Source organism: Marinilactibacillus piezotolerans (genome assembly GCF_900114235.1).
Lineage (GTDB): Bacteria > Bacillota > Bacilli > Lactobacillales > Carnobacteriaceae_A > Marinilactibacillus > Marinilactibacillus piezotolerans.
In genome coordinates this window covers 25,304-46,342 of the sequence record NZ_FOSJ01000015.1, presented here as the reverse complement: position 1 = coordinate 46,342, position 21,039 = coordinate 25,304, and the positions used below count along the sequence as shown (strand labels likewise).

The window sequence follows — 21,039 nt, the reverse complement described above, 5'->3', positions numbered from 1 at the left end:
ATGAAAAAAAAGATTCGTTTTTACCAATCTATCAATACAAAAATCGTATTTATTATTGTAATGTTACTTGTATTCGCCCTACAGATTATTGGGGCGAATTTTATTACCCAGATTGAACGACAACTGGTAACCAATTTCGAAGAAGACCGACAGACTCAGATGACTTTTTTAGAAAGTGCAATTTTACCGTTACTAGAAGCTTATGAAAGTGATGAAGATTCTGAAATAGACCCTAAAGAACAGATCAATGATCTTCTTATGGAATTTTCTGGAAGTGGAATTACTGAACTGCAAGTTATAGATACGAATATGGTCGTTTTAGGAATCAGCGACAGTACACAACAAGGAATGCTTGGACAGATTTCCACGGATGCAGATGTGAGAAGTGCACATCTAAACGGAGATACGGTAACTAGACAAGTCGAAGATGCCGCTTCTGGAAGAAGATGGAAAGTTGTGGAACCTATTTTCTCGAACGCCGAGGATCCTGAATTTCTAGGTGTCGTCTTGATGGAAAGTAACATTGAAGATGTTTATAATCAAATCTCACAAATTACCCGAATTTTCTTGCAATCTTCAGCCGTAGCAATTGTACTTTCTTTGATTTTAGCAAATATGGTTTCGCGCGCGTTGACTAAACCAATCAAAGAAATGCAGACACAGACACGTGCAATTGCTGAAGGAGATTATTCAGGTACCTTAAAAGTATATGGTGAAGATGAATTGGGTCAATTAGCTTTTCTAATCAACGAACTTTCGGACGAAGTCGCTGAAGCACAAGAATCGATCGATTCAGAGAGACGTAGGTTAGACAGTGTCTTAACGCATATGACAGATGGGGTTATTGCAACAGACCGACGAGGAAAGATTGTAATCGTCAATAGTATGGCTGAAACGATGCTGGACGTGACAGGTAAAGAAGCCAACGGAAAAAGTTTACTAAAAGTATTGGATGTAGAAGAAGAACTTACACTTAGACAAATATTAGAAGAACAAGAAGATATTCTGATCAGTGGATCAACCATGGGTGTACCGACAGTTTTGAGAGCTTCTTTCTCATTGATTCAAAGAGAAACAGGATTTATCAGTGGAATCGTTTGTGTATTACATGATGTAACAGAGCAAGAGAAAATAGAAGAAGAACGAAAACAATTTGTGTCTAATGTTTCTCATGAATTAAGAACTCCATTAACAAGTATGAGAAGTTACATTGAAGCATTAGCAGATGGAGCATGGGAAGATCCCGAACTAGCGCCACGCTTCTTAGAAGTTACCCAGAACGAGACGGATCGAATGATTCGAATGATTCAGGATCTATTGCATCTTTCAAGAATTGATGCAGGTAAAAGTGAATTAGATGTAGAATTAGTCGATATTACTGAATTATTAGATCACGTGTTAAATCGATTTGATATGCTGATTCACTCTACAGAATATGAAGATAAAAAGTATAATATAGAAAGACATTTACTAGATCGACCTGCTTTTGTAGAGATAGATACTGATCGAATGATTCAGGTTTTAGACAATATTATGAATAATGCATTGAAGTATTCTCCAGATGGTGGAACGATAACGGGAAGAATGCGTCAGACAGAAAGAGCTGTCATTATCAGTATTAAAGATGAAGGAATGGGAATTCCTAAAAAAGATTTAGTAAAAATCTTTTCCAGATTCTACCGTGTAGATAGAGCACGTTCACGAGCTATGGGTGGAAGTGGATTAGGATTAGCGATCTCCAAAGAAGTCGTTGAACAACACGGTGGACGTATATGGGCAGAGAGTGTGGAAGGAAAAGGTACAACATTCAACCTGTCTCTTCCATATGTGCCGTTTGAGGAGGATGAATGGTCGTGACTTGGACACATATAAAACATATATTACTCGGCGCGCTCATTGTTCTTAGTTTGTTCTTAAGTGTCAGTTTGCTGACTACGGGTAGCCAGTCTAATGAACAAACGACTTCAAGTGGAGGATCAACGACGCCTGCTCTAGTCGACCGTTCGAGTTCCGAAGTTTTTTCTCCAAATCAAATAATTTTACATGAAGCTTATGATAGTCATCAGCTCGCTTCATTGGCAGACACTCAGGATTTAGTTGAACAAAGCTATCAAACGATGAGATTCAGTGATGTTCAAACGCCTAAAACACTCACGCGTTCAGAATATCAGCAAATAGTTTATGAAGACTCATGGGTAGAATTTGTTTTTGATGAAGAAATTCCTTTTGGTTTATTTAGTGAAGGGTTTGAAGATATTCCTTCAGATTACGAAAATCGTACTTTTGACCGGGTCTTATTTAATTTAAACGATCAAGATAGAGTGCTGTTTTATAATGATCAGGAAGAATTAACCTATGAGTTTGAAGAAGTTATGATTCCTGAAGATTTATTAGCAGGTTTTCGAGATGCTGAAGCGATTCATTATACAGAAGCAACAGGACTTGAGTTAAACCAAATTATTTACGTACCAGATACGGAAATGAGTTTGTCTTATGAAAATTATATAGTTGAGCGTTTGCCGGATAGACTGTTTATCAGTCAATTTTTTGAAGACACATCGGAAGTAGATGTCAGATCTACCTTGAACGGGCAACAATACACTAGCTTGACAACAGAAGTAGTTATTAACGATGAAAATTATACTCTTTCTTATTTACGTCAGAGAACAAATCAGGAAGAACTATCTCTGACTGAACGTTTGTCTAATAGTTTTCAGGAATTAGCAAAAGTGGAAAACTGGAAAGACAGATCAAGGTATGAATCATATGATCCATCTACTGGGGAAGTAATTTTTCAACGTTATCTTGATGGGATGCCTGTATTTAGCGATCAACAGCTTGATTCACAAGTTGCTTTGACAGTAGACGGAAGTGGAATGAAAAATTTACGTATACCATTGAGAGTTGCTCAGACGCCAATCTCATTAGACGGATATGATGAAAAAGAGTTGGCAAGTGGAAGTGAAATTGCTGGAAACTTAGAGGCGGCAGGAATCGACCTTTCTACCATTACGGGATTAAAAGTAGGACTGACATGGGAAGAAAGTGAAGAAGACGAACGGGTGATCCACTTTGAACCTGACTGGTATATTAATGTAGAAAATGATAGTAACTGGTATACAGTCGATCAATTTATGGAGTTACAGGAGGGATCACTCAGTGGACTTTAAAAAAATTGAAAATATCTTTCTGTTAGCTTTTGTACTATTGAATATTTATCTTTTAGTGAGTTTTATCAGTAGAACGGATCTTCAGTATGCTACAACGAATCCTACACAAGATTTTACTTCTGACATGCGTGATAGAGGAATTGAGTATCCACAAACGTTGCCTGAAGTTGAATCAGAGGTTTATTATATGCAGGCAGATGCTAATATGCTTCTAGAAGACAATGCAGAATCTTTAGAGAACCAAGCTGGATCTATTGATTCAGAAGGAACACTTTATACTAGTATTTTATCCGATCCTATCGAATTAGAAGGTAATCCTGAAGATGGGTTCACAGAAGCAGATCTGACTTTGTTAGATGAATTTGTCAATAGTTCGTCTGTCCTGTTTGGAGAGCAGTATGATTACCTTAGATATGATAGAGAGGGGAATCGATTCATCTACGGTCAGATGGTAAATGGTATTCCTATCGGAGATGGGACTTCTGAAATTTCTTTATATTACGGTGGTGACGGGAATATTATTTCTTACCAGCAGACTTATGCTGGTCCAATGAAAGAACAAGGCTCTTCTGATGAACTGATTACTGCTGAAAGGGCTATAGAGATTTTATTTCAGAATAATGAATTAGCATCGGGATCAAAAGTAGAAACCCCTATTCTAGCTTACCAGAGAACATTAAATTTAGAAAATTTGAGTATGTATGGACCGATATGGTTGGTACCTGTTACAAATAGCAATGAAAGTGAAGTTTTTAGAGTAGATGCAGTAGATACTAATGGAAGAATATTATCTGATCCTACAGATACTCCTGCGTTAGAAGAAAGTGATGAATCAGAAGACGCATCCTCAGAAGATACATCAGAGGTGGAAGAGCCAATTGAAGCAGAAGAATAATTTCTTTTCTCTAGAAAATTTGAATATATGAGTAAATCAAGAAGCCGTTTAGCATTCGATTAAACGGCTTCTTGATTTAGTAGATCGGTTTATTGTAAGATAAACAATGACAATTGACCAGAGAGGAAATTCTAAATGTTAGAAGCTGAACAATCTGGATTAAAAATAAGCGTATTGGCCAGCGGAAGTACTGGAAATATCACTTATATTGAATCAGATAAAATAAAAATATTAGTAGATTGTGGATTCAGTGGCAAGAAAGCCATTGAGTTACTGAAGCAGATTGATCGTCGTCCAGAAGATTTGAATGCCATTTTGGTTACACATGAACATAGTGATCACATTAAGGGTGTTGGAATCTTGGCACGTAAATATAATTTAGATATCTATGCAAACCAAAATACGTGGAAGGCAATGGAACCTAAATTAGGTAAAATAAAAATAGAGCAAAAGCATCACTTCGATATGAATAAGACTATGACGATTGGTGATATTGACGTATCAAGTTTTGGGGTATCTCATGATGCAGTAGATCCCCAGTTTTATACTTTTCAAAAAAACAATAAGAGATTTGTTATGTTGACAGATACTGGATACGTTAGTGATAACATGCGTGATTATGTGAAAAATGCAGATGCGTATTTATTTGAAAGCAATCATGATTTAAGCATGTTGCGAATGGGTCGTTATCCATGGTCTCTCAAGCAGCGCATTCTTGGTGATAAAGGACATCTTTCCAATGAAGATGGCGCATTGGCACTCGCTGAAATCGTCGGTGATAGAACGAAGAGAGTTTATTTAGGACATTTGAGTAAGGAAAATAATCTGAAAGAAATAGCCCATTCCACAGTAGAAGAGATTCTTAAGCAAAAAGGTACTGGTGTGGGTCATGACTATACTTTGTTCGATACAGATCCTGTAGAAGCTTCGCCATTATTCATGTTATAAAAAAAATAGGAAATCGAAAGTGGGCTTTTTATATAAAAGCCTGCTTCTTTTTTATCATTTTTGTCAGATAATTGCAATGTTATAATGAAAAACTTCTTAAAAATAAATAATTATGATAAAATGATAAGAAGCATTTATTTAAGAAGGAGCTGTGAATAGATTGACATCTAAATCGTACATTGAGCAAGTATTAAGAGAATTAAAAGAAAAACATGCAGAGAAAAAAGAATTTATTCAGGCGGTAGAAGAATTTCTGCCAACATTAGAAATTTATCTTGATGAACACACAGAAATAATTGAAAAAAATCTGTTATCTCTGATTGTTGAACCAGAAAGACTAATCCAGTTTCGTGTACCTTGGCAAGATGATAAGGGGAAATGGCAAGTCAACCGAGCTTATCGAGTTCAATATAATTCAGCAATTGGACCTTATAAAGGTGGTCTTAGGTTCCATCCTACTACAAATGAAAGTATTGTAAGATTTTTAGGATTTGAACAGATATTCAAAAATAGTTTAACTGGGCTACCGATCGGTGGTGGAAAAGGTGGAAGTGATTTCGATCCTAAAGGAAAATCGGATTCTGAAGTTATGCGCTTCTGCCAGAGTTTTATGACAGAATTCCAGAAACATATTGGTCCTGATATCGACGTACCCGCTGGAGATATCGGTGTTGGAGGAAGAGAAATCGGATTCTTATTTGGACAATACAAACGATTGAATGGTTATACAGCAGGAGTTTTAACAGGGAAACCACTTAATTCATGGGGGAGTTTAGCGCGAACAGAAGCGACTGGTTATGGACTAGTTTACTTTGTTCAGAACGCTTTAAAAGATAGACAAGATTCACTAAAAGATAAGAAAGTTGTTGTGTCGGGTAGTGGAAATGTTTCAATCTATGCAATTGAAAAAGCTCAAGAATTAGGTGCTACAGTACTGACATGTTCAGATTCTTCTGGATATATTTATGATGCTGAGGGGATTGATTTAGATCTTGTAAAAGAAATTAAAGAAGTTCGTCGTAGTCGAATCAAAGACTATATAGATGTTCATACGGATGCGGTATATGTAGAAGGAGAATCTGTTTGGACATTAAAAGAAGCATATGATATTGCCTTGCCGTGTGCTACCCAGAATGAAATTGATCTGAATGCAGCTCATGAAATTGCTAAAGCTGGAGCTAAAATAGTTGCTGAAGGAGCTAACATGCCATCTAGCAAGAAAGCTATTGATTCTTACAGTAAAAATGGCATATTATACTGTCCAGGAAAAGCAGCTAATGCTGGTGGTGTAGCAGTATCTGCACTGGAAATGGCGCAGAACTCTGCACGTTTACCGTGGACATTTGAAAAAGTAGATAGTGAATTAAAGATTATTATGAAAAATATTTATATAGTCTGTAGCGAGACAGCTTCTAAATACGCTGAAAAAAATAATCTTATGGCAGGAGCGAATATTGCTGGATTTGATCGTGTGATTCAAGCAATGATTTCACAAGGACTTGTATAAGAGAAATAATACTTTAAAAGACTGTGATTCTGCTTAATCAAGTAGAATCACAGTCTTTTAAAAGAATAAAATCAAAAAAATATAGATTCTTCACATATTATGTTAAAATACGTTTGACGTAGAGCGATTTATTCAATGTTCATTCAATAAAAATTCAAAATAAAATTGTACAATCATATCGAAGGTAAGATAATATGTTGAGAGGGGAATTATAACAATGCATAATATAAATTTTAAAAAACTTATGGTACTAGGAATGACTGCTAGTTTATTGGCAGGATGTGAGGTTGCTGATCAGAGTCAAGAAGACGGTGGAAACGAAACAGGGAATGTAAATGAAGAAGGAGATGTAGCTGTCTCAGAAGTGAATGTAGATGCCTCTTCGGGTGTTACGGATGCAGTTAGTACCATTGATGATGCAGTTGTATCAGTAATCAACATGCAACAAGCAGCTGAAAATCCATATGGATGGTATGGGAGTACTCAGGATGGTGAAGAGACAGAGGATGAAGAAAGTTTACAACAAGTAGGAACAGGTAGTGGTGCTGTTTACAAAGTAGATGGAGACACTGCATATGTTTTTACGAATAACCACGTTATAGAAGGTTCAGATGCAGTTGATGTTTTGTTGAAAGATGGTACAAGAGTCCAAGCTGAAGTAATAGGAGCTGATGTATGGACAGATTTAGCTGTGTTGACTATTGATTCAGAAGACGTTAGTTCAGTTGCAGAATTTGGAAATTCTGAGGAGCTTGCAGTAGGGGAACCAGCCATAGCTATTGGATCTCCACTTGGAACTGACTTTGCCTCATCTGTAACCTCTGGTATTATTTCAGCAGTTGAACGTTCAGTACCAGTTGATACAGATGGAGATGGAGAATACGATTGGGAAATGACAGCTATCCAAACAGATGCAGCAATCAATCCTGGGAACTCTGGTGGACCATTAGTGAATATAGCTGGACAAGTTATTGGGATAAACTCAATGAAAATTTCTACTTCGACAGTTGAAGGAATGGGATTTGCAATACCAAGTAATGATGCAGTAGATATTATTAACCAGTTAGAGGAATCTGGAGAAATTACGAGACCTGTTTTAGGAATCGGTATGGTTGATTTGGCAATGATCTCACAACAACAGCAAGAATCTGTGCTCAACGTACCTGAAGATATAGCAGGAGGAGTTGTAATTGCTGAAGTAACGAGTGGAAGTGCAGCAGCAGAAGCTGAATTAGCACAAAATGATATCATAGTAAAATTCAATGGAGTAGATGTAACAAACGGAATAGAATTGAGACAACAAATCTACGATACAGAAATAGGAGACAATGTTGAAGTTGAATATTATCGTGACGGATCTCTAGAGAAAACAACAATTAATATGAGAGCATCTGATCAGGCACTATAGGAAAAATATTTTAAGAGCACATCTACTAAAAAGATGTGTTCTTTTTTTGTTCTGTGTATAAGTATGTGGACTTTAAATTTAAATTGTGGATAAATTTTGAAAAGAGACTAAAAAAACAATATATTTCTGAAATAAAGTTATCCACAAATTTAAACAGCGTTGTGTATAAGATTAATGACCAACCAGTTTTTACCTAATAAAAGGTTGATGTATAAAGGTTTTAGGTCGTTTAAAAATTGTGAGAAAACAAATTAGACATGGGGATAACTTAAAGTTATTTTAGAAAATATTAGGCGAACAAATAGAAATATGAGAAGTAAAAAACGAAAATTAGGGGAACAATCCTGTGGGTATGTGTATAAGTGTTGGGGATAACTGTGCACAATAGTGGAAAAGAAGACCCCACTTTCTAAAAAAAGTGGGGTCTTAAGTATATAGAGGAATTTTTATTTTGCAATTGCTGTTTTTTTGACTTCTACGTTACCATTGATTGCTCGTGAATAAGGACAAATTTGGTTGGCTTTTTCAACTAGTTCTTCAGCCTCTTCTTGAGTGACACCTTCAATTTCTGCTGTTAATTCGACTGCTAATCCAAATCCTTCGCCAGCTTTTGCTATGCTAACTGCAGCAGTTACAGTAGAATTGATTTTTTTCTTAGCTTTTCCGGCAACTAATTGAAGTGCGCTATCGAAACATGCTGAATATCCAGCTGAAAATAACTGTTCAGGATTTGTTTTTCCTTCTTCGCCTTGGCCACCTAATCCTTTAGGTACTGTTAATTCTAAGTCAAGAACGTTATCTGAAGATTTAACATGTCCTTGACGACCTCCAGTTGCTGTTGATGAAGCAGTATATAGTGCGTTTGTCATATAAATCACCTGTCCCTTTACTAATATTGTGTGCAATTTAATTGTATACAACTTAATAGTGGAAGTCAAACTATATAAAACTTCTTTTTAAATTGTTATACTGTTATAGAGGAGAGATGAATATGGCAAATGAACTATTAAAACTAGAAAATCAAGTGTGTTTTTCATTATATGCAACGACAAGACAGATGACTAAAATATATCGTCCTTTATTAAAGGAATTAAATGTAACGTATCCTCAGTATCTAGCTTTGCTTGTACTTTGGGAAGTCCAGATAATTTCAGTAAAATCTTTAGGGAATCGGTTATTTCTTGATTCAGGAACTTTGACACCAATGCTAAAACGAATGGAAGAAAATGGACTAATCACTAGGGTAAGATCAACAAACGACGAACGAGTGGTGGAAGTCAGCTTAACAGAAAAAGGAATAAAGGCGGAGAAAAAAGCAGAAAGTATTCCAGTTAATTTTATTAAGCACCTAAACCTCGAAGAAGAGGAATTCTCACAATTGAAAAAAATATTAGCTAAAATGATGAATAATTTTGATAAATAAGGGGGGAAATAATGGATATAACAATTATTTCAGTAGGAAAATTAAAAGAGAAATATCTGATCAATGGAATTGAAGAGTACGCCAAAAGATTAAGCGCGTATACAAAATTCAAAAACATAGAAGTCGCTGATGAAAAAGCCCCGGAAAGTTTGAGTGCAGCTGAGATGAAACAGATTAAAGAGAAAGAAGGGCAACGAATATTAGCTAAAATTCCTGACCAGGCATATGTTTATTCATTAGCTATTAAGTCTAAAGAGCGTACATCGGAAAACTTTGCTAATGAAATACAGCAGTTGATGATCCACGGAAATAGCAGTATTGTATTCGTTATTGGGGGATCCCTTGGATTGAGTGAAGAAGTGCTGAATCGAAGTGACGAAACCATCTCCTTTGGCAAAATGACTTATCCGCATCAGCTGATGAGACTGATCCTAACAGAACAGATTTATCGTGCCTTTAGAATCATGCGTGGAGAACCGTACCATAAGTAGATAAGGATATATTTAGAGAAGTAACAGATTAAAGATATTCTTGACAAGATAAGCGGTATGATAAACAGCATAAAGAATTAAGCATAAGCAGAAACTTTGCATTGGCGGGTTTCTGCTTTTTATTTTTCTTAAAAAATGTTTAAGGATAATACGTTTTTAAAAGAAAAGTACTGGCTAAGTTTCTTTTAAATTAGAGCGTTAGCAACAACAAACTTTAGAAGCGATAAAAGTGTTTCATGATTCAAATTAGAATGGTAGACTTTAGACTGCAGAAGAGTCTGCTTATTTTAAAAAATTGTAAATCGTTTAAAATCTATTATTAACCATTCAGCAAAGAAAAAGAAAGCAGGAAAATATGAATCATACATCATTTGAAACATTTGGGATCAGTTCTGAAATCCTAAAAGCACTAACGAGTTTACGGTACTTCAATCCGACAGCGGTACAGGAATCGGTCATTCCGTTGGCATTAAAGAGACAAGATATCCTCGTCGAGTCCCAAACTGGCAGTGGTAAAACCGTTGCTTTTGGTATTCCACTGTGTGAACAAGCAGAGTGGGAAGAGAATAAACCTCAAGCCTTGATTTTGGTCCCAACTCGGGAGTTAGCGCTCCAGGTCAAGAACGATATCATGAATATCGGTCGATTGAAGCGAATAAAGGTAACTGCGGTATTTGGTAAGTCTTCCTTTAAAACACAGAAATCCGAATTAAAACAAAAAAGTCACATTGTTGTCGGTACTCCGGGTCGGATACTGGAACATTTAAAAGAAGGTACGTTGGTAGTAGATAAGATTAGTAGCTTAGTTTTAGATGAAGCAGATGAAATGCTCAATATGGGGTTCATCGAACAGGTGGAAGATATTATTGATTACTTACCGAAAGAACGCCAAACAATGCTTTTTTCTGCGACTATGTCATCAGAAATCAATCGTCTGGCCAGTTTTTATATGAGTCCTGACCGTGCTTCTGTCAAAATGGAATCCTCAATAGAGAATACTCCCAAAATTTTACATTCTTATATCAATGTTGAAGAAGCAGCTAAAGAAAAGATACTGTTAGACCTATTAACAATTGAGAATCCGGATGCCTGTATCATCTTTTGTAATACGAAAGATGTGGTAGATGGTGTTGTAAGGCATTTGGACAAAGCCGATTTACCCATCGATAAATTGCACGGCGGAATGGATCAAGACGATCGCTTAGACGTAATGAATGAATTTCGCTCTGGGAAACTTCGTTACTTGGTAGCCACAGACGTTGCTGCTCGTGGAATAGATATTGACAATGTGACGCATGTCGTCAATTATGATGTTCCTTTTGAAAAAGAAAGCTACACGCATCGGACAGGCCGGACAGGTCGAGCAGGCAAAACAGGACTCGCGTTAACGATGGTCAGTGAGAATGACCGAACACGCTGGCAGGAAATTCGTGAGTATGCCTTCGATGATAACCATGAGATTACGGAAGTATTTGCGCCTAATGATCGCGTGGTCACTCGGGCAAAGGCAGCTTTTGAAAAGAAAATAAAAACACGCATTGCACCGAAAATCGCCCGTAATAAAGAGCTGAACAAGTATATCACTAAGGTTTACTTTAATGGTGGCAAAAAGAAGAAGCTACGTGCTGTTGATTTCGTCGGAACATTGACGAGTATTAGAGATATATCAGCTGAAGATATCGGTATTATCACGATTCAGGAAAATGTCACCTATGTTGAAATCATGAATGGTAAAGGACCTTACGTCATTTCTGAAATGCAACATCGCAAGGTGAAAGGGAAAGCTTTAAAAGTAAGTAAAGCACGCAAGTAAATAGAAGAGTCATTTGATAAAGCATTTAAATTAACTATTTAAACTTAAGAGTACCTCTATAAGTTATAATGATAATCGTAAAGATTTAATAGGGATTTAAAAAGGCAGCTACCGTTGATACCGGGAGTCGTATCAATAGTAATGATAAAAATTCAGATATTTAAAATTAGGAGGGAAAAGAAGATGAGAATGAAATTTGACCCAAGTAACCCTATTATCCAGCTCTGTATGAAAGGGATGGCTCTAGAAGAAAGTGGTAATTTGGATGGTGCTATCGAGGTTTTTCTTAAAGCATGGGATCAATCAAGGGATGACTATGAAAGGTTTATTGTAGCTTATCATTTAGGATTAAGACAAAAAAATGCCGACAATAAATTAAAATGGATGGAAAAATCCTTGGCCTTTGCTCTAAAAATTAATGATGAGAATGTTAAAAGTGCTTATCCAACTTTGTATTTAAATATCGCTAAATACTATGAAGCAATGAGTGATACTGAAAATGCTAGAAAAAACGTTGAATTATCGTATTCACATCAAGGTAAACCGACTGACGCTGGTCCTTTTTATCATGGGGCAAAGGCAGATTTACAAGTTGGCGATTTGCTGACAGCTGGGAATAAATCAAATTATGAAAAAGATCTTAAAATGAATCACATCTATTTCACAGCAAACATCAATGGTGCGGGACTTGCTGCAGCACTAGCAAAAGGGGAAGGAAACGAACGTGTTTATATTGTAGAACCTATCGGTGAGTTTGAAAACGACCCTAATGTAACGGACAAGAAATTCCCTGGTAATTTAACTCGTTCTTATCGCTCACAAAAACCTCTAAGAGTTTTGGGAGAAGTAACGGACTGGGAAAAACTGACTGATTCACAACGACAGGAATGGGATGAAAGACTGGCTAAGAATAAAGGGGAAATCATTAACTAAAACTACTATCACGTAGTGCAACGCATGGATTATATTAGCATTCACAGTTTTCTATCAATTTCATTCGTTTCGAATGGTACGGATATTCTTACCATAAATATTAATAAACAAATTCTTTAACAATTCTATAGCGATTAAAAACCTCAGTTACCTGAGATATGGAGAGCTGTATCATAAGTGAATGAGATTTTTGAAGAGCACACTATTTTTCGAATTTTGAAAAATAGTGTGTTTAGTTTTATTCCATTTAAGAAAATTGGTAAAAGTAGAATTACTTAGGTAAAATGTATATGAGGTATGTTTTTTATAAGAAGTGATTACATATAAAGTTATTATTCAAAAAGTAATAAATTTTCTGTATAAGGAGAATTGAAGTGAAAAAACATATAGATCGCATATTGATACTGTCAAGTATGGTAATTCTTTCAGCTTGTTCAGATTCAGAAAAAGCGTCACCAAATAAGATAAGTACAGAAGAGTCTACTATGCAGAGTAGTGAAGAAATCTCCGCTATCCGACCTGAAGAAGCGCCTTCTATAAAACTTGTAAATGCAAAAGACGGTTTATCAACAGGATTTGACAGTGTTTATGAAGAGGTATTTTGGGACACTACTGAAAATGACATCACTTATAATTTTCCTGAAATCCATTCAGGAGATGTAGAAGTTGGGGACAACATTCTTATTGACTGGAGTATGCTGAATCCAAAACCAACTGAGGTTAGTTTAATTGAAGTAAAAAATGATTCTGAGAAAGTTAATGAAAGAAGTATTACGGAGAGTACATCAATAAACATTGGTATCGATGAAGCAGAAATTGGCAAACAATACGCAGTTCAATTCTCATGGAAAAAAAGAGAAGAACTTATTGGGAAAAGTATGCTGAATTTTAAATTTGAATAAGGTATTTTTACATAGAGATATACTGGATCTCAATCGCTAAAAATTAATAAAGAAACATAATTCGAATATAGATTTTATGGAAATTTTATGTATCAAAAGTATATGGATATAAGAGTAAAAAATGCTAAATAATATACTTTGGAGGCGATTATGGTTAATAAATTATTATTAATTGGATGGTAAGGTTTGATATTAGGTGCTTGTTCTGCCGCAACCGGTAAGGAAGAAAGTTCAGAGAATACAACAGAAGTGGCCGTAGCAGAAACTGTAGAAGAAGTTGAAGAAAGAAGTATTGTAGCTAAGGAGATTACAACAACCTTTTATCCAGAAGTAACTAAATTAAGACATCTTACCGAAGAAGACCTTGAATGGTACGATATAATTATAACAAGATTAAATGCTATAGATGATTTCTCAGGTGATCAGGAGACTGTCTATGAGATAGCCGAAGAATATGGAGAAGACCCTGAAGAGCTGTGGTTTAATTGGTTAGAGATTGTTGATGCAAAATGGTACGGTGATAATGGTGATTATGCTATTTTGACAGAGGCCTATAATAAATTAATGACTGAAATTCTTGAAAAAAACATTGTGGGGGAAAAGATCGAACATTCTAGCGGTAGATCTGATTTAGATGGGGATAATTTAATGACTTTTGTACAACACAAGCTAGACGTAGATGGAAAACCTTACGAAATTACTTATGTAATTGAACACAGAAATAATTTTAAAATTGCTGAAATAATTGAGTTTAGTGTTAATGGGAAAAAGATAGATTTATAGATATATTATATTTAGTTACAATCCTTTTAAATATTTCGATGCTGTCAAAAACATCATTTAGGTGTATCAAGGAGAACCGTAGCAAAAGTAATTGAGATTTTTACTATTAAAAAGGTTGATTCTCTGTTTTCAATCAGAGAATCAACCTTTTGATTGCTTATATGTTGTGTTCTAAGATTAAGAATATAGTGAAGATAAGTCACTGGCAATTGTTGGATAAGCAAAGATATGCTTAGCGACTTCTGAACCAGAAACTTTTTTCTCAATCAGCTGGCTGAAGTAATTGATCAGTTCATCTGCTTCATTATTTAAACAAGCTGCGCCGACTAGTAGACCTGTTCTCTTGTCAGTGATGACCTTGACTTTTGAAATAGGTTCATTGGTTCTGTGATAGCTGAACCACTTAGTGGCATCAATGGTGGATAGTTCGTAGTCATCATTACTTTCGTCAATCACTACACCGATTTGAGCTAGTTTAGGACCAGAAAATACCATCGTAGGGATGCTTGGATACGATATGGATGCAGTCTCTTTTCTAGTCAGATAAGAGACTACATAACTTGCTTCGTAACTACATACAGGTGTTAGTTTCGGTTGGCTTTTAGATAAAATATCTCCGATTGCAAAAATAGCTGGATTGCTGGTTTGGAGAAATTCGTTAACAGTAATGCCTTTTTTATCATATTCTACTCCAGCGTTCTCAAGTTTCAGTACGTCTGTGTTCGGAATTCTTCCTGTAGTGCAGAACACTAAGTCAGTGTTTAATTGAAAATTTGAATCATCCATTAATGAATAACCAATTGACGTTTTTTCAATCTTGGAAACTTCTATATTTAGATGGAAAGTGACCCCTTTAGATTTTAATTGTTCCATTAGCAGGTCAACTAATTCACGGTCAAACGCTTTAAGTGGTCGATCGTTGTGTTGAATAACGTGAACTTTAGCTCCAGCGGCATTTGCTATAGCCGCAAATTCAAAAGCGATATAACCGCCACCCACTAAAGTAATCGTCTCAGGCATCTCTGGAAGAGATAAGAAGTCATTGCTCGTTAAAAAATGCTCTTTTCCTTCAATATCTAGTATAGAAGGACGTGCACCAGCAGCGATGACAAATTGTTCTGCTTTTAGTTCATTTTCGTTTACTTTTAATCGATGCTCATCGATAAATTCTGCTTTTCCAGTAAAGGTTTTTACGCCGGCTGATTCCAGACTTTCTTTGCTTCGTTTCGGTACAGGTGAAGTAAAAGTTTCTTTGAATGCCATTAACTCTGGCCAATTAACTTTAGGGACAGTATTTATCCCTTTCCCTTGTAATTGTTGAATATGATCCTTAGCTTCAACCGCTGAAACCAGTACTTTCTTTGGATCACAACCTCGGTTCGGGCAAGTTCCACCCCATAAATCTTCTTCTATTATAGCGACTTGCTTACCGGCTGATGCTAAACTAGAAGCTGTTCCCATTCCAGATACACCACTACCAATGACTATTATATCAAATTCTTTTTCCATAATGCCAATCTCCTTTACTGAACCTTTTTCTGCTAATTCTCTGTACACTCTTTGTAACACACAAAGTGAGATAGTAAAAATAAAATAACTTGTAAGAAATCCTTTTATTCAAAATAACTGAAAATATAAAATCAAAAAGGAAATACATTAAATACTTTTTATTTTAGTCAGTAATCTTATACAATAAGGATATGTGAGGTAAAGTAACCTCAAATTAATAATATACAAACTGTATTAATGGATTTTTTAAAAGTTTCGAGGTGAAAGAATGGGTCGTATTTTGGATGAGAACTTGATTTATGAAGTGTTATCTGTAGTTGATGAGATTCCAGAAGGTAAAGTTGCGACTTACGGTCAGATTGCGAGACTGATCGGGAGAGAAAAGAATGCTAGGCTTGTCGGTAGAGTATTGAGTATGGCTGAATTTTATGGAAGATATCCTTGTCACAGAGTAGTCAATCATGCAGGCAGACTGGCACCGGGATGGAAAGAACAGAGAGAATTACTCGAAGCAGAAGACATACCGATGAAAAATACTATGTATGTTAACTTAAAAATGTGTCTATGGGATGAATGACGATATTCCACAATATTTAAAAAAAGGTTATGGCGACTATAGCCATAACCTTTTTGATTTAGTTTGTTAAGGAATTAATATTTCAACGCTTTTAATTCATCTATAGTAATGTCTTGCTCAACATAGCCGTCGACCATGAAACCACTTAAATTTGAGAATTCTTTATAAAAGAGATTATAAGCAGTCAGATCCGTATTAAAGTTACCTTCATTGAGTTTTAGAATCAGTTCTTTTGTTTTAGCCTGTGTATCGCTATCTAATTCCCAGCTATCGGGTCTTAAACGACCGGTTTCATCGTATTCAGGATTGTTTCCATAAATCATGTCGCGATAGATGCGGTCCTGGTGCATGATTGGTGTTTCATGAGTGCCCTTTTCTTCCATGACTTTGTAAAGACCGATGCAGTATACAGGGAAAAATGGAATAACTGAACTTGCTTTAGTCGTAACAGCAGTAGCCACTACTATCAGAGCTTTACCATTTATGTCAGCCAGTAATTCATTAATATTTTCAGCTTTGTCATCACAATCTGCTTTAGCACGCCCCAGTGTACCTCCACCATAGTAAGGGCGATTAAGCTCTGTTCCTAGATATGAATAATTAGTCGTTAGAACACCATCAGCTAACACATCTGCTTCTTTTAATGCTTTCATCCATAATTCCCAGTCTTCTCCACCCATTACTTTAACAGTATCATGGATTTCCTGATCTGTTGCAGGATCTAGTGTTTCAGTATAAAATGCTTCATTTTGCATGTTGATGTTCGGGCCTACCACTGGCTCTCCAATTGCTTTGATGGAAGAAGTATAGGTCTCTTTTGTATCGGGATCTGTTCTTCGTCCGCTGGCTAAACTATAGACAACTAAATCAACTTTACCACCAAATTCATTTTTAATGTAGTCGATAACTTCTTGTTTGCTTTCATGACTGAAGGCGTCTTGTACAAAGTTTTTAGCAATCAAACCTTCTTTTTCAGCTGCTTCTTTAAAAGCAATGTTATTGTACCAGCCAGCTGTACCTAGATTTTTTTCGTTTTTTGGTCCTTTTTCAAACGAAACACCGATGGTATCTGCTCCTGCTCCAAAAGCGAGATTGATACGGGTAGCTAATCCATAACTTGATGAAGCGCCAATAATTAATACCTTTTTAGGACCTTCGTAAGTTCCTTTGTTTTTTACATAATTAATTTGGTTTAGTACTTCTTGTTTAAGACCAACAGGATTGATACCCAAGGCAACATTTCCACGAATATTTTGTTTAAAATTCAGCATGATTCATTTCCCCCATTAAATTGTTATAGTAATATCATATCAGAAAAAAGAATTCTAAGAGAAATTACTTATCAAAAATTATATTTCAAATGAAAATTTAAAAAATATGATCAGATATTTAATTAAATAGAGTATAGTAATATCAAGTGTGCACCTAAAAGAATGGCCAAAGGATAATATCCTATAGATAGTTGAAAAATTAATGATCTTAAGAAGTTGAAAATTAAAACAAAAATGCTAAAACTATTTGTAGAAACCAAAGTTCATTAATAAGATCACTTAATGACTCAAAAATTAGGAGTTGCTTTTTATTTGAAAAAAATCAAATTAATTTTATCCTCTATTTTTTTACTGGTTGTTGCAGTTATATTCACTTTAGGAATCTTTATATTGATTAATGAGATTCAAGAAATGCTCTTTGTACCAGATGATTCCTTAATGTGGACCTTCAATTATCCAGCGTCACTAGGTATATTTATTTATGAAGTATACTTAATTTTAGGTATGGTTTATGTTTTTTGTAAGAAATTCAGGAGTATATATAAGGAGTTTCGGCCAAGAAATGTTTTTATGAACAAGAACAGAAGATCCAAATTTAGGATATTTATTGCTATAAACGTAATGTTATTTTATATGATCATTTCATCTGTTACGGTTATAACTGAGAACAGAATCATTGATTATTCCTTTTTACATCCTCAAGGTCAAGTATTTAATTATGATAATATAATAAAAATTAATACAGGAGTGTATGGAAGGAATTCACTTATCCCAATGAAATATTCTAAAGGAGAATTTTTTTACATTCTCGAATTAAAGAATGGTCAAAAAGTTCACTTAAATAGGGTGTGTGGAACGAAAGATGATGAACATGATTTTTTGGTTATTAGAAGAATTGATGATAAACTTGTGAATAGAAGAACACTTAAAGTTTCCAGTATGGGAAATTTCGAGCGTACTACTGACTATTTAGACAAAATTTATACCGACAAGATACAAGATATATTAAAGAACACGAACTAAAGTAGGACAAAATTAAAAGGATGTACCAAAGTTTCTATTTTTTGAGGGATTCTTTCTGAATAATAAAATACAAAAAAGCAAATTGAACAAGGGAGAGATAAATGTGAATATTCATCCTATAGAAGCATTTTCGGATAATTATATCTGGGTTATTGAAGAAGGAAACGAAGCAATAATCGTTGATCCAGGAGAATCTGAAGGCATTTTACGTTATTTAAAAGAAAAGCAATTAACACTTAAAGCGATCCTGCTAACACATGAACATAACGATCATATCGGTGGGGTCAAAGAAGTATTGGCTAATTATATCGACACACCAGTTTATGGACCAGAGGAAACAGCTCAGCTAAATGACTACACTGTTCAAGATGGTGATTCCTTCGAATTACTGGATCACAGTTTTAAAGTCTTTAAAACAGCAGGTCATTCCAGCGAACATATTAGTTTTTTGATGGATAAAAACTTATTCTGTGGCGATGCATTGTTTTCTGGAGGCTGCGGTCGAGTATTCACAGGAGATTATGAGGCGCAATATGACACTTTACAGAAATTCAGAAATTTGGACGATGATGTACGTGTCTATGCGGGTCACGAATATACACAAACGAACTTGCGATTTGCACAATCTATTGAGCCGGGAGACAAGTCAATTCTGCAAAGTTTGGATGAGGTCAATGAACTGAGAAATGAAAACCGCCCAACGTTACCTTCTACAATTGGAAAAGAAAAGCATATAAACTTATTTCTAAAAGCCGAAACGTTAGAAGAATTTACTGATCTACGTAAAGCACGAGATAACTTCCAATAAAGAAGTTAGATAATGCATAGCTTACCTACAATAATGAATAAATAATTTTGCCAAGAAGAGAAGCAGCACTATTATAAAAAGTTCGTTTATTGATATGTTAGAAAAACACTTTCAATTAAAAACATTACCTGAGTAAATCTATTCAGGTAATGTTTTTTTGATGTAATCATATATATACATGGATGAGGTCTTATATAAGTTTTTGTGAGGACTGATTTTACAGTTAGGTTTATTGATGAAGGCAAAAGCAGGAAAAGCCATAGAAAAGATTACGTTGAACATAATTTGCCACATAATTTCCACAAAGTTCTATCAATTTTTCGGGGATTCTTTTTTATATTCCTTATAAAATAGGAATATAAAAAACGAGAACTATCCAAATTCCATATTATTTTAATAATGGCTTTTAGGTTAGGTCTTATAGAAGCTGCAGAGATAATTCATTCTGTTTTCAAGTCTCAGGAGGTGTATGACATGAAGAAGCCGTTTGTTATTATTCCAGCAATCAATTCAGACCAGCAGTTTTTTTTAACAGGAACAATGTTTATTATTTTCAGTTGCATTCTGCTTTTTTTGACAATCCTAAAGACATAGATAGAGAGCAAAATTGTTTCTAAACAAACAAGAGAATTGATTGATAATATTTTAAAATCTAGCTGGTAGCCATATTTTAGATTTATCAAATATTGAATACTGTATAAGAAAGGAAATGACTAAATGAAGCATCTAAAAGTTAAAAAAATTATGAAAAGAATCATCCTTTTGATTCTCTTAATCATGTCCTTATCTGTAGCGGGTTGTTCAGCTCAGAACGGAAACAGTACTGCAGATAATCTAGAAATAACCTTTTTTAAGATTGGAAGCGCAGATAGTATATTATTATCAGATGGTAGTCAGACTGTACTAATTGATACTGGAGAAGAGGAAGATGGAGAAGAAATCATTGATTACTTAGAGAGTGAAAGTATTGAGACGATTGATTATCTAGTAATTACGCATTTTGATAAAGATCATGTAGGTGGTGCTGATACTGTGCTTAATGAAGTAGACGTACAAAATGTACTCGTGCCAGATTATGAAACAGACAGCACAGATTATCAAGAATTTCTTACGGCAATGGAAGACAACAATCTTGCACCGACTGTATTGACAAAAAAACTTTCTTTTTCTAATAGTTCAGCGAGTTTTACTATTTATCCTCCTGAACTAAGTTCCTATGAAAGTGACAATGATTATTCCTTGGTTGTGAGTGTGGAACATGGAGAAAATCGTTTCTTATTCGCTGGAGATGCCGAAGCTGTTCGTTTGGAAGAACTGATGAATCAACTAGATGGAGAATATACACTTCTCAAGGTGCCGCATCATGGACGCTATTCAGAAAATAGTACTGATTTTTTCACTAAAGTTAGTCCAGAATATGCAATTATTACTAGTTCAGATAAAAATAAAGAAGAAGTAGTAGTAGTTTCTGCACTTGAGAAACTTGGAACAACTGTTTACTTAACAAGGGAAGGGAATGTTCAAGTGATAAGTGACGGAGAAACGATTCAAGTAACGCAATAGCTTATAGATAAAACA

At 35.2% G+C, this 21,039-nt stretch carries 19 protein-coding genes; 16 read left to right on the top strand and 3 right to left on the bottom strand.

Going from position 1 to position 21,039, the window contains the following annotated elements; all coding sequences use genetic code 11:
* From walK to BM212_RS05340, 6 genes are all read left to right on the top strand, one after another.
* Positions 1-1,857, top strand: a complete 1,857-nt coding sequence (gene walK / locus BM212_RS05365) for a cell wall metabolism sensor histidine kinase WalK (RefSeq protein ID WP_091897037.1) — start codon at positions 1-3, stop codon at positions 1,855-1,857.
* On the top strand, positions 1,854-3,170 hold the full coding sequence (yycH, locus tag BM212_RS05360) for a two-component system activity regulator YycH (RefSeq protein WP_177206343.1): 1,317 nt from the start codon (positions 1,854-1,856) through the stop codon (positions 3,168-3,170). The genes walK and yycH overlap by 4 nt, the downstream gene beginning before the upstream one ends.
* Complete coding sequence (locus BM212_RS05355; protein ID WP_072693616.1) at positions 3,160-4,065, top strand: two-component system regulatory protein YycI; 906 nt, start codon at positions 3,160-3,162, stop codon at positions 4,063-4,065. Before yycH ends, BM212_RS05355 begins: the two co-directional genes overlap by 11 nt.
* A gap of 135 nt (positions 4,066-4,200) precedes the next feature.
* Entirely contained in the window at positions 4,201-5,013 is an 813-nt protein-coding gene (locus tag BM212_RS05350) for an MBL fold metallo-hydrolase (protein ID WP_072693615.1), read from the top strand.
* A 160-nt stretch (positions 5,014-5,173) separates the two neighbouring features.
* Entirely contained in the window at positions 5,174-6,520 is a 1,347-nt protein-coding gene (gene gdhA, locus BM212_RS05345) for an NADP-specific glutamate dehydrogenase (protein WP_091897004.1), read from the top strand.
* A 217-nt stretch (positions 6,521-6,737) separates the two neighbouring features.
* Positions 6,738-7,928, top strand: coding sequence for a S1C family serine protease (locus BM212_RS05340; RefSeq protein WP_091897001.1), 1,191 nt, complete (start codon positions 6,738-6,740; stop codon positions 7,926-7,928).
* Positions 7,929-8,374: 446 nt separating this feature from the next.
* On the opposite strand, the gene BM212_RS05335 is transcribed toward BM212_RS05340, so the two are convergent.
* Positions 8,375-8,797 carry an organic hydroperoxide resistance protein gene (locus tag BM212_RS05335; RefSeq protein ID WP_072693612.1) on the bottom strand — a complete coding sequence of 141 codons (423 nt, stop codon included), beginning with the start codon at positions 8,795-8,797 and terminating at the stop codon, positions 8,375-8,377.
* Between the two features lie 122 nt (positions 8,798-8,919).
* Here BM212_RS05335 and BM212_RS05330 point away from each other — a divergent pair, with 122 nt between their 5' ends.
* From BM212_RS05330 to BM212_RS05305, 6 genes are all read left to right on the top strand, one after another.
* Positions 8,920-9,351, top strand: coding sequence for a MarR family winged helix-turn-helix transcriptional regulator (locus BM212_RS05330; RefSeq protein ID WP_072693611.1), 432 nt, complete (start codon positions 8,920-8,922; stop codon positions 9,349-9,351).
* 11 nt (positions 9,352-9,362) lie between these two features.
* Positions 9,363-9,842, top strand: coding sequence for a 23S rRNA (pseudouridine(1915)-N(3))-methyltransferase RlmH (gene rlmH, locus BM212_RS05325; protein ID WP_091896998.1), 480 nt, complete (start codon positions 9,363-9,365; stop codon positions 9,840-9,842).
* A gap of 355 nt (positions 9,843-10,197) precedes the next feature.
* Positions 10,198-11,655 (top strand): DEAD/DEAH box helicase, encoded by a 1,458-nt coding sequence (locus tag BM212_RS05320; RefSeq protein ID WP_091896994.1) that lies wholly within the window; start codon positions 10,198-10,200, stop codon positions 11,653-11,655.
* A 483-nt stretch (positions 11,656-12,138) separates the two neighbouring features.
* Positions 12,139-12,588 carry an NAD(+)--rifampin ADP-ribosyltransferase gene (gene arr, locus BM212_RS12710; protein ID WP_198034015.1) on the top strand — a complete coding sequence of 150 codons (450 nt, stop codon included), beginning with the start codon at positions 12,139-12,141 and terminating at the stop codon, positions 12,586-12,588.
* A 374-nt stretch (positions 12,589-12,962) separates the two neighbouring features.
* Positions 12,963-13,490 (top strand): hypothetical protein, encoded by a 528-nt coding sequence (locus BM212_RS05310; protein WP_091896988.1) that lies wholly within the window; start codon positions 12,963-12,965, stop codon positions 13,488-13,490.
* Positions 13,491-13,676: 186 nt separating this feature from the next.
* A complete protein-coding gene (locus tag BM212_RS05305; protein ID WP_245750935.1) occupies positions 13,677-14,273 on the top strand; it encodes a hypothetical protein in 597 nt (198 codons plus the stop codon).
* Positions 14,274-14,450: 177 nt separating this feature from the next.
* Here BM212_RS05305 and BM212_RS05300 read toward each other — a convergent pair whose 3' ends face one another.
* Positions 14,451-15,782, bottom strand: coding sequence for a dihydrolipoyl dehydrogenase family protein (locus BM212_RS05300; protein ID WP_091896985.1), 1,332 nt, complete (start codon positions 15,780-15,782; stop codon positions 14,451-14,453).
* A gap of 268 nt (positions 15,783-16,050) precedes the next feature.
* On the opposite strand from BM212_RS05300, the gene BM212_RS05295 reads away from it, so the two are divergent.
* Positions 16,051-16,359, top strand: a complete 309-nt coding sequence (locus BM212_RS05295; protein ID WP_072693604.1) for an MGMT family protein — start codon at positions 16,051-16,053, stop codon at positions 16,357-16,359.
* A gap of 74 nt (positions 16,360-16,433) precedes the next feature.
* On the opposite strand, the gene fabV is transcribed toward BM212_RS05295, so the two are convergent.
* A complete protein-coding gene (gene fabV / locus BM212_RS05290; RefSeq protein ID WP_091896982.1) occupies positions 16,434-17,630 on the bottom strand; it encodes an enoyl-ACP reductase FabV in 1,197 nt (398 codons plus the stop codon).
* 312 nt (positions 17,631-17,942) lie between these two features.
* On the opposite strand from fabV, the gene BM212_RS05285 reads away from it, so the two are divergent.
* The 3 genes from BM212_RS05285 (at position 17,943) to BM212_RS05275 (ending at position 21,024) form a co-directional block, all read left to right on the top strand.
* A complete protein-coding gene (locus BM212_RS05285) occupies positions 17,943-18,653 on the top strand; it encodes a hypothetical protein (protein ID WP_091896979.1) in 711 nt (236 codons plus the stop codon).
* Between the two features lie 103 nt (positions 18,654-18,756).
* Positions 18,757-19,461 carry a hydroxyacylglutathione hydrolase gene (gene gloB / locus BM212_RS05280; RefSeq protein ID WP_091896976.1) on the top strand — a complete coding sequence of 235 codons (705 nt, stop codon included), beginning with the start codon at positions 18,757-18,759 and terminating at the stop codon, positions 19,459-19,461.
* 717 nt (positions 19,462-20,178) lie between these two features.
* Positions 20,179-21,024 carry a ComEC/Rec2 family competence protein gene (locus BM212_RS05275; RefSeq protein ID WP_091896973.1) on the top strand — a complete coding sequence of 282 codons (846 nt, stop codon included), beginning with the start codon at positions 20,179-20,181 and terminating at the stop codon, positions 21,022-21,024.
* Positions 21,025-21,039 lie beyond the last annotated feature (15 nt).